Raw genomic sequence first — 8820 nt, 5'->3', positions numbered from 1 at the left:
GCATCACACGTGCTGGGCTGTGTAGATACAGGAATACCAGGCCAGTGCCCCCTGTTGGGGCAGTGGCCGCACGGGGCGGCCCCGGACTGCCAGGGGCCAGGAGCAAGCACACCCAACGCGGGCCGGGGGGCGGGCACTCCCTGATCCCCCGTCAGCTCCCCCTGTCAGGCGGGCCCGAACTGAACCCCCCGCACATCTTGGACAGAACACCCGGTGCGGCTGCCGGTGTGGTAGGGTGGCATGCATCACCGTTCCCCCTCAGCACGCAGCATCATGCGTGATGCATCTGTGTAGCTTCGGGAACTTTGAGCGGCCCCCTGGTCACACGGCGGGAGACCTCCGCCTTTCTCATCTCTTTTGAATTCCCGTCAGGAGGAAAGAAATGGCGGAACCGATGAAGCGCCGGGATCATCAGATTGAGGCCACCGAGGCGGCAGCGCGCGCTCTGGATATCCCGCCGGGAAAGCATATCCCGGCCGGGGGATTGCGGGCCACGGTGGTGATGCCGTGCGGGTCGGGAAAGACGCTGGTGGCCGCTGATACGGCGCGGCGGGTGGCGCGGAATGGGCGGGTCCTGGTTCTGGTGCCCACGCTGGATCTGCTGACGCAGACGGTATTGGCGTGGCAGGCGGCCGGGCACAAGGGGCCGGCGGTCGCGGTGTGTTCGCTCACCGACGATCCGGCGTTGTGGGCGGCGAAGGTGCGGGTGACCACGAGCGCGCCGCAACTGGCGCTGTGGCACGGCTCCGGCGCGGTGACCGTCTACGCCACGTACTCGTCGCTGCCGGTGCTCACGGCGGCGTTCGAGGGCTCCTACGGCCTTGCCATGGCGCCGTTCGACCTGATGGTGGTGGACGAGGCACACAGGACTTCCGGGTCGCAGGGGAAGGCGTGGGCGGATGTGCACGACAACGGGTTGCTGCCGTCGCTGCGGAGGCTGTACCTGACGGCGACACCGCGGATCTGGCAGGAACGTCCCGCGCCGGCCGACGTCGCCGCGCGGCTGCGGGACCCGCTGCCCGAGGAGTTGGCCGCCAGCATGGACGACGAGTCGATCTTCGGGCCGGTCGTCTACCGAATGACGCTGGCGCAAGGTGTGGCCCGCGGGCTCCTGGCGCGGTATCAGATCATCGTGGTCGAGCTGGCCGACCCGCAGTTGCCTCCCGACCGCCTGTACGGCCCGGAGCGGCGCGAGGAGGAGATCCGCGGCCTGCGCCTGGGAGCGTTGCAGGCGGCGATGCTGAAGACGGCGCAGGAGCACGACCTGCGCACGATGATCACCTTCCATCACCGCACGGTCGAGGCCGAGGCGTTCGCGGCCGGGCTGCCGGCGGTCGCCAAACAGCTCCACCAGGCCGACCCGGAGCGGTACCCGGCGCGGGTGTGGGCCGGGTGGCTGAAGGGCGATCACGACTCCGGCCACCGCCGCGAAGTCCTGGGGGAATTCGCCACCCGGGCCGGACTTGCCATTCTCTGTAATTGCAAGGTCCTCGGGGAAGGCGTCGATATCCGGGCGGTGGACTCGGTTGCCTTTCTGGACCCGAAAGGGTCACCCGTGGATATCGTCCAGGCCATCGGCCGCGCGCTGCGGCAGAAGCCGGGCGAGGGAAAGCTGGCTTCCCTGATCGTGCCCGTCTTTCTCGCACCGGGTGAGCAGCCGCAGGACATGTTCACCTCCGCCTCCTACAAGCCGCTCACCAAGGTGCTCCAGGGCCTGCGTGCGCACGATGAGCAGGCCGTGGAATTGCTCGCCATTCCGCAGACGAATGCTCCCGATACGCTGAGCACCACGATCGGGCCGCCGCCGGAAGACGGCGAGGACGAGAGCCGGTTGCTGCTGCGGTTCTCCTCGCGCCGGGACCCGGCGCAGGTCGCCGAGTGGATCTCCTACAACGTCATCGACACCGAACGCCAGGACTGGGAACGCGGGTTCGCCGCCCTGCGCGCCTACGCCAAGCGCACCGGCCACGCCCGCGTTCCCTTCTCCCACCGGGAAGGCCCCTACCCGCTGGGACAGTGGACGGCCGACCAGCGCAAGACCTACGCCGCCGGGACGATGAACGGCCAGCGCGCCCGCCGCCTGGAGAAGCTGGGCATGGTGTGGGACGAACGAGAGCTGGCCTGGGAGGAGACGCTGGCCGTGCTCCGGGCCTACTACAACGAGTACGGCACCCTCGCGGCGCCGCGCTCCGCCACCATCCTGGACCGGCCCGTCGGCATGATGCTCGCCAACCTCCGCCGGGACAGCGGACTCGGCAAGGACCCGGAGCGCGCCGCCAAACGCGCGGAACAGCTCGCCGCCATCGACCCGTACTGGAACCCGCCCTGGCCGATCGAGTGGCAGCGCAACTACGCCGGCGTCCAGCAGTGCATCGACGGCGGCGCCGAGCCGGAGGACATCCTGCCCGGCGTCACTTTCGCGGGAGTCGACGTCGGGGTGTGGCTGAAGCGGCAGAGGCAGACCTGGAAGCACCTGTCCGACGGACAGCGCGAACTCCTCGAGAGCCTGGGCATCACCCCGCTCCAGACGCCCACAACGGCCCCCGCCCAGGCCGCCACGAGGAGCACGGGCGCCGTGCCCGTACCGGCCACCAGGAAGCCCCCGGCGGGCCGCAGCGGGTCATTCGAGCGGGGACTCGCCGCCGCCCGCCAATACCTCACCCGCGAAGGCCACCTCACCGTCCCCCGCAACCACGTCGAACACCTCCTCCTCGAGACCGACCCAGCCGGCCCGGATGCCGGCGGCGAGGACCAGGAACAGCAGACCATCGCCGTACGGCTGGGCGTCTGGCGCAGCAACATGCGCAGTCGACGCGACAAACTCACCCCCCAGCAGCAAGCCGCACTCAACGAACTCGGCATCTGACCGTTGTCGGGCGGGCAGGCTGCAGGTCCGGGTACGAGAGCTGAGGGCGGAGATCGGTGAAGTGCCTGCGGTGGGCCCCAGCCACCCGGTGGAATACGGGGTCATGAACCGTTCCCGCTTACCGTTCCTGCGCCGTCCTGCCCGTCGTGCCCGCGCTGCGGCTACCGCCCGCATCCGCCGCCGGGCCGCCGCCTTATCCGGGCGGCCGGACCGGCTGCGCCGGATCGAAGTCCTCGGCGCGCTCCTGGCCTCCGTCGTCGCGGCCGTCGTCGCGGCCGGGTCCCTGGTCTACACCCAGCGGTCCAACGAGCAGGTCCGCGAAGAACTCGCCATCAACCGCGACCAGCTCGACCTCAGCCGCGACGAACTGGCCGCCACCCGGGAAGGGCAGATCACCGACCGGTACACCGCCGCCGTCGTCAACCTCGGCGACGACGCCATCGACGTACGCCTGGGCGGCATCTACGCCCTCCAGCGCATCATGACCGACTCCACCCGAGACCACCCCAGCATCCTCAACGTCCTGTCCACCTACATCCGCAACCACGCCACCGCACCACCCGGCACCGGCCAGGACACTACGCGGCCCGACGTGCAAGCCGCGCCGTCCGATGTCCTGGCCGCTCTCACCGTCCTGGCCACCCGCGACCCCGCCCACGACCAGCGGGCCGCCATCGACGTCAGCGACAGCTACCTCGCTCAGGCCAACATCGGAGCCGAGCTCGACAACACCGGCGAACCCATCCCCGACACCCGCTCTCATCTCAGCAACGCCAACCTGTCCCACACCGTCTGGACCGGCGCGAACCTCGTTGGCGCCGACCTCACCAACGCGAACCTGCACGAGGCCGACCTCACCGGCGCCCTCCTAATTGAGGCGGACCTCACCGGCGCCGACCTGGCCTTCACGAACCTCACCGACGCTTCCCTGTCCCGCGCGAACCTCACCAACCTGTGGCTGCTGGAGGCGGACCTCACCGGCGTGACCCTGGACGGCGCGGACCTGCGCGGGGCAACTGTGGGCAAGGATCAGCTGCTCGCCGCCCGCCTCACCCCCGAAACGCGGCTTCCCGCCGACCTGGCCAACGACCCCGACATCCAGGAACACATAGCCGAACTGGGCTATCCGGCCAACCTCACCCTGCCAGGGTCATAGGCCATAAGGCGCCCGCACAACGCCACCAACGGGGCCCGGGAGCGCGGCTGCTGTTCGGCCTGCGGAGAGCTGGGACCACCCGGTGGGCCGAAAGACGCCCGGGGACGGGTGCCCCGCGGCATAGTGCGGGGGTGACCGTGAACCGGACTGTGAGATTCGGGCACGGTGACACTGGCCGGTCCGGGCTCGCGTCACCGGGGGAACCGGAACGCTGTCACCAGGATCGGCCCATCCACGGCGCCCTGATCAACACAATCCGCCTGCCCACTGGTAACACCTCAAGCCGAACACCGCAGTGACACCCACGCCGAACCTCACAGGGGCGATGAACGGCCAGCGCGCCCGCCGACTCGAACGCCTCGGCATGGTCTGGGACGCACGCGAACTCGCCTGGGAGGAGACCCTCGACGTGCTGCGCGCCTACTACCAGGAGTACGAGACCCTGGCCGCGCCGAGGTCGGCGACGATCCTCGACCGGTCCGTCGGCATGATGCTGGCCAACCTCCGCCGGGACGGCGGGCCCGGCAAGGACCCGGAACGCGCCCGGAAGCGTGCGGAGCAGCCGGCGGCGATCGACCCGTACTGGAACCCGGCCTGGCCGCTGGAGTGGCAGCGGAACTTCGCCAGCGTCCAGGCCTGCGTCGACGGTGGCGCGGACGCGGAGGACATCCTCCCGGGGGTGACCTTCGGAGGCGTTGATGTCGGGACGTGGCTGCGACGGCAGAGGCAGACCTGGAAGCGCCTGTCCGACGGACAGCGCGAACTCCTCGAGGGCTTGGGCGTCACCCCGCTCCGGGCGCCCTCAGCGGCCCCCGCAGAGGCTGCCACGGGGAACGCGGGCACCGCGCCCGTACCGGCCGCCAGGAAGCCCCCGGCGGGCCGCAACGGGACGTTCGAGCGGGGCCTGGCCGCCGCCCGCCAGTACCTCGCACGCGAAGGACACCTGACCGTCCCCCGCTCCCACGTCGAACACCTCGTCCCCGAGGCCGCCGGCCCGGGGGCCGACAGCGGGGACCAGGAGCAGGAGACCGTCGCCGTACGGCTGGGCGTCTGGCGCAGCAACATGCGCGCCCGCCGCGACAAACTCACCCCCGAACAGCAGGCGGCCCTCGACGAGATCGGCATCTGACCGTTGTCGGGCGCCTCGGCCATGGTCGCGATTATGGAACCGGGCCGGGGCGGCCGGGAATGTGAGGTTCGGGAACGGTGACACCGGCCGATCCGGGCTCATGTCACCGGAGAATCCGGAGCGCCGTCACCAGCGATCGCTCACTGCGGCACCCTGACCAGCGCGATCAGGCCGCCCACTGGTGACACCCCAAGCCGGACCTCCCCGGTGACACCGCCCCCGAACCTCACACCATCTGTTCCAACGCGGAGGATGCATCCTGGACCAAACGTCGTATCTGCCGCGTATAAGCACGCAGGACATCTCTGAACGCCCCCTGGTTCTCAGGGCTTCCAGTCTCGGCCAGCGCGGCCAGGGCGGTGGTGAGCCGGGCCGACATGACCTCAAGCTCCGCAGCCGAGGCCGTCACCGACGAAGGGCCCTTCCAGATCGATGACCCTCACCGCCCGGCGCAGGTGTTGGTGGCGGTCGCGGTGAGCTTCGAGGACAGGGCCAAGTTCCTCAGAATCAGTACCTAACTGAAGTCGGAGTGGGCCGTCGACCATCACGAGCCCGTCAGCGACCCTCGTGAGCCCGTCAGCGACGGTCTGAGCTTGTTCGATGAGAGTCAAATAGGCAGCCCGTCTGGTCTGCCGGGCAGCTTCTCGGCGCTGCGCAACGGTGGATGCCTCGACCTGAATACGCGCAGCATGCGCGTTGCCCCTGCTGGTCAGCCAACTCGCCAGCGAGCTGGCGACGATAGCCGTGACACCAGTGAGGCCGGCGACGAACAACGAGTTGTCAGGCACACCAACCAGTGTCTCCCGTCGCCACAAGCCCCGGTGGGTGAGGTTCAGACACAGGCTCCTACGAGCGGCACCGGCTGTGGTCGGCTGACGGCACCTGGGAACGCCTGCTCCGGCAGGCACAGGCTGCCGCCGATGCCGCCGGTGAGATCGACTGGGACATCTCGGTGGACTCCACCATCGTGCGGGCCCACCAGCACGCCGCCGGTTCCCGCACGGCGCCACCGCCGGCCGTCGGCGGTTCAAAGGGGGCGTCGGCGGCGGAACACCAGAGCGGGACTGCGTGGCAGAGCCTGTGCGTCCGGCTGGCGGAGATGGTCCAGGAGGTGAGGGACTCGGCCGCTCACGCGGCGGGTTCACCACCAAGGTCCACCTGAGCGCGGACGGCCGTTGCCAGCCGCTGTCTTTGGTGGTCACACCTGGCCAGCGGGCGGACACCACGCAGTTCGTGCCGGTGCTGGAGAAGATCCGGGTCCCCCGCACCGGGCCGGGCAGGCCGCGCAAGCGTCCCGACAGCGTGGCCGCCGACAAGGCATACAGCAACCGGCCCTGCCGTGAGCACCTGCGCCGACGCGGGATCCGGCATGTGATTCCGGAGAAGGCCGACTCGCGGGCCGCCCGCCTGCGCAAAGGCTCACGCGGCGGGCGGCCTCCGGGCTTCGACAAAGAGCGGTACAAGAAGCGCAATGTCGTGGAACGGGCGATCAACAAGCTGAAGCAGTCCCGAGCCGTCGCAACTCGCTATGACAAACGCGGCCACATCTTCCTCGGCACCGTCACCGTCGCAGCAACCATCATCTGGCTCCGCTCATGATCGCCCGGACAGGGCCTAGCCGAACAACCCACTGTCGATCTTGTTGTTCCAGTTGCCGTCACAGCCGATTCGGTCGATACTGCCTAGGTCCGTCAGCCTGTCGCCAGGGTCTACGCGAAGGTAGATCGGGCAGGAGTCGTCCCTCAGGTAGGCTGTAGCCCCCGTGCGGTTCCACACGCTGTTCGTACGGTTCACGGAAGCGCTGGTCAGTCTCCAATCGTTGGGGGCCGCAATGGCAGCGAGGCGCAGACCGCCTGCCTCTCGGTTGTCCCAGAGGCAGAGACGACCCTCGGGGCATTCACTCCATGCGTTCACCCCGATGCTGGTTCCGGGAGCCCCCGGGTGTTGAACTGCTGCTGCCTGCGAGGCGGCCTTGGGGTAGGCGTCGGCCATGGCGGGCGCAGCGCCCGCCACGAGAGTCCCCAGGAATGCCCCGGCCATGAGGATACGCCGCACGCGCTTCACGTTTTCTCCCCGAGCTGGGTGGAATTGGAATTGTCCGGTGTGCTTTCCGTCCACTAACGGCTGCCACGCGCTTGGATTTTTTCGTCATCCCCAGAGCGCTGAGTCGGTGGGCTGCTGTTCAGCGTCAGGATGCCGCAGCTTGGCTTCTGTCGTCTTTGACGTAGCGTGCACAGTTGCTTGACACAGCGTCTGCTGCCGGGCAGGGAGCGGGCGAGGGCCTGGGCGTGCTCGCGCAGCGGGGGCGTCCTGCCGGTCCCGCGCGGGACGTGATGTGGTTGAGAAGGCCGGCCACGGCGCGGTCGCAGTCGCCGGCCCCGGGTGGTGAGGAGCCGGCCGGCGGCCGGGGTGGACGGTTCCCGGGTTCCGGCAGCGTCGGGGTCCCGGGCGGGTTCGCTGCTCGGGCTCTTCCTCATCGAGGCGAGCGGTGGTGAACAGCGACGGCCGGAGGCGCTGACCGGCGCGCCACCGTCAGGCTGGTGAGCCGGCCATCGGATGCCCGGTCAGGCGTCGGGGGACGGGTGTCGTTCGCCCCAGGTGAGCATGGCGTACAGGACGCTGCTGAGGCTCTCCCCCTCGTCCGTGAGGCGGTAGACGACCCGGGGCGGGACCTCCGCGTAGACGGTGCGGGTGAGGATCCGCTGGCTCTCCAGGACGCGCAGGCGGTCGGTGAGGGTCTTCGCGCTGGGGGTGCCAAGGGCGGTGCGGAGTTCCCCGAAGCGTTTGGGTCCGGAGAGCAGTTCGCGGACGATCAGCGTCGTCCATTTGCCGTCGAGGACCTTCAGGGTGCGCTCGATGCCGCAGCCCCTCGGCGGCGCCTGGCTCAGCCGGGGCGCATGGTCCAGGGCTTCAGGCCCATTGGTTTCCATGGGAGAACTATAGATCTTTCTGGGTACTGCTTCCCTTGGGGAACTATCGTCGCGGCCATGAAGAGATCCACTGTCGTCGTTCATGGAGCGACGGGCGTCCAGGGCGCCTCCGTCGCCCGGCACCTCCTCGCCGCGGGCCACCGGGTACGCGCCACCGTCCGTGACCTCTCCGCGCCCGGGCTGCCCCGGGGTGCCGAACCGGTCCTCGCGGACCTCTCCGTCCCCGGCACGCTGGAGGACGCCCAGATATCGCGGGCGGTGTTCACCACCGGCGGGGTCGTGGCCACGGAGCCCGTCGGGGTGCCGTTCGTGGACGCCCGGGCGCTGCTGACGGCACAGTTGCCGGCGGCTGTCGCGACCGCGACGGTGATCGCGCCCGCGCGCACTTATATGGAGAACCTGGCGGCGCCCTGGTCGGCCCCCGGGTGCGCGCCGGGGAGGTCGCCTATCCCCTGCCCGCGGACCTCCCGCTCCCCTGGGTCGCGCTGGACGACCTGGCCGCCGCCGTCGCCGGCATCGTCACCGCACCGGCGCCGCCCGCCTTGCGGATCGTGGCCGGTCCCCAGGCCCTGACCGGCGAGGAGGTGGCCGCCGGACTCGGCGCGGTGCTGGGCCGCGAGGTGCGGTGGAACGCCGTCGCCCCCGCCGAGTACGAACAGATGCTGGCCCCGCACCTGGGCCCCGAGGCCGCCGCCAGCATCGCCGCCGCGTACGCCCCGCCCCCGCCCGGCAGCAGACG

General features: G+C 70.0%; 6 protein-coding genes and 3 pseudogenes. 6 read left to right on the top strand and 3 right to left on the bottom strand.

Features of this window, described 5'->3' with window-relative positions; translation table 11 throughout:
• Window positions 1–382: 382 nt before the first annotated feature.
• The 3 genes from ACSNOC_RS25915 to ACSNOC_RS25905 all read left to right on the top strand — a co-directional run bounded on the left by ACSNOC_RS25915 (window position 383) and on the right by ACSNOC_RS25905 (window position 5151).
• Window positions 383–2866: a Helicase associated domain protein gene (locus ACSNOC_RS25915; protein WP_436749995.1), complete on the top strand. Its 2484-nt coding sequence runs from the start codon at window positions 383–385 to the stop codon at window positions 2864–2866.
• 103 nt (window positions 2867–2969) lie between these two features.
• Window positions 2970–4022: a pentapeptide repeat-containing protein gene (locus ACSNOC_RS25910; protein WP_436749994.1), complete on the top strand. Its 1053-nt coding sequence runs from the start codon at window positions 2970–2972 to the stop codon at window positions 4020–4022.
• A 325-nt stretch (window positions 4023–4347) separates the two neighbouring features.
• The gene (locus tag ACSNOC_RS25905) at window positions 4348–5151 is read left to right on the top strand and encodes a helicase associated domain-containing protein (protein WP_436749993.1); all 804 of its coding nucleotides are present in this window, start codon (window positions 4348–4350) and stop codon (window positions 5149–5151) included.
• A gap of 383 nt (window positions 5152–5534) precedes the next feature.
• Here ACSNOC_RS25905 and ACSNOC_RS25900 read toward each other — a convergent pair whose 3' ends face one another.
• On the bottom strand, window positions 5535–5939 hold the full coding sequence (locus tag ACSNOC_RS25900; protein ID WP_436749992.1) for a hypothetical protein: 405 nt from the start codon (window positions 5937–5939) through the stop codon (window positions 5535–5537).
• A gap of 56 nt (window positions 5940–5995) precedes the next feature.
• Between ACSNOC_RS25900 and ACSNOC_RS25895 the strand changes: the two are divergent.
• A pseudogene (locus tag ACSNOC_RS25895) lies at window positions 5996–6750 on the top strand (IS5 family transposase); the annotation flags it as partial.
• A gap of 15 nt (window positions 6751–6765) precedes the next feature.
• On the opposite strand, the gene ACSNOC_RS25890 reads toward ACSNOC_RS25895, so the two are convergent.
• The gene (locus tag ACSNOC_RS25890; RefSeq protein WP_436749996.1) at window positions 6766–7143 is read right to left on the bottom strand and encodes a peptidase inhibitor family I36 protein; all 378 of its coding nucleotides are present in this window, start codon (window positions 7141–7143) and stop codon (window positions 6766–6768) included.
• 572 nt (window positions 7144–7715) lie between these two features.
• Window positions 7716–8081 (bottom strand): winged helix-turn-helix transcriptional regulator, encoded by a 366-nt coding sequence (locus ACSNOC_RS25885; protein ID WP_436749991.1) that lies wholly within the window; start codon window positions 8079–8081, stop codon window positions 7716–7718.
• Here ACSNOC_RS25885 and ACSNOC_RS25880 point away from each other — a divergent pair.
• Together ACSNOC_RS25880 and ACSNOC_RS25875 are read left to right on the top strand one after the other, a co-directional pair.
• Window positions 8049–8237, top strand: a pseudogene (locus tag ACSNOC_RS25880) (NmrA family NAD(P)-binding protein); the annotation flags it as partial. The gene ACSNOC_RS25885 and the pseudogene ACSNOC_RS25880 overlap by 33 nt on opposite strands.
• 269 nt (window positions 8238–8506) lie before the next feature.
• Window positions 8507–8820, top strand: a pseudogene (locus tag ACSNOC_RS25875) (hypothetical protein); the annotation flags it as partial.

Origin of the sequence: Streptomyces sp. URMC 129, assembly GCF_051386415.1 — a bacterium.
Classification (GTDB): Bacteria; Actinomycetota; Actinomycetes; order Streptomycetales; family Streptomycetaceae; genus Streptomyces.
The sequence above is the reverse complement of the archived record's forward strand: the minus strand, read 5'-3'. Positions and strand labels throughout refer to the sequence as shown.